Raw genomic sequence first — 593 nt, 5'->3', positions numbered from 1 at the left:
CATCATCTCGCTGGCGGGCACGCCAATCAGCCAGGCCACCGGGGCAAACAGATAACCCAGCAGCTGCTGCAGGGAAAGATCGGCCCAGCCGAACCACTCGCCGACGGTGGTGAGACCGGCGTTGATCATGGTGATGACGCTGACAAAGGCGAGCAGGATAGTGCCGATGGCCACGGCGATCTTCATGCCGCCCATGGCGCCGCCCGCCAGTGCGTCGATGGCGTTGCTGTAGTCGCTCTTGTCGAGGGTGATCTCGCTCTGATCGCTCACCTGCTGCTGCTCCGGCACCAGCAGTTTGGCCATCAAGAGGCCACCCGGCGCCGCCATAAAGGAGGCGGCGATGAGGTATTTCAGATCCACCCCCAGACCGGCGTAACCGCCCAGTACCGAGCCCGCCACCGAGGCCATGCCGCAGGTCATCACCGCAAAGAGTTCAGAGCGGGTCATGCCGGCGAGGAAGGGGCGAATAAGCAGCGGCGACTCCCCTTGCGACAGGAAGATATTGCCGGTGGCCACCAGGGATTCGGCGCGGCTGGTGCCGAGCAGGCGGTGAATGGCGCCGCCCAGTACCCGGATCACCCACTGCATGATGC

1 protein-coding gene is annotated in these 593 nt (G+C 64.6%); it reads right to left on the bottom strand.

Features of this window, described 5'->3' with window-relative positions:
- A partial coding sequence (locus BN1117_RS17910) for a nucleoside transporter C-terminal domain-containing protein (RefSeq protein WP_040099601.1) occupies positions 1–593 on the bottom strand: 593 nt, incomplete at both ends.

Origin of the sequence: Aeromonas australiensis (genome assembly GCF_000819725.1) — a bacterium.
GTDB lineage: Bacteria > Pseudomonadota > Gammaproteobacteria > Enterobacterales > Aeromonadaceae > Aeromonas > Aeromonas australiensis.
This window is presented reverse-complemented; position numbering and strand designations above follow the sequence as displayed.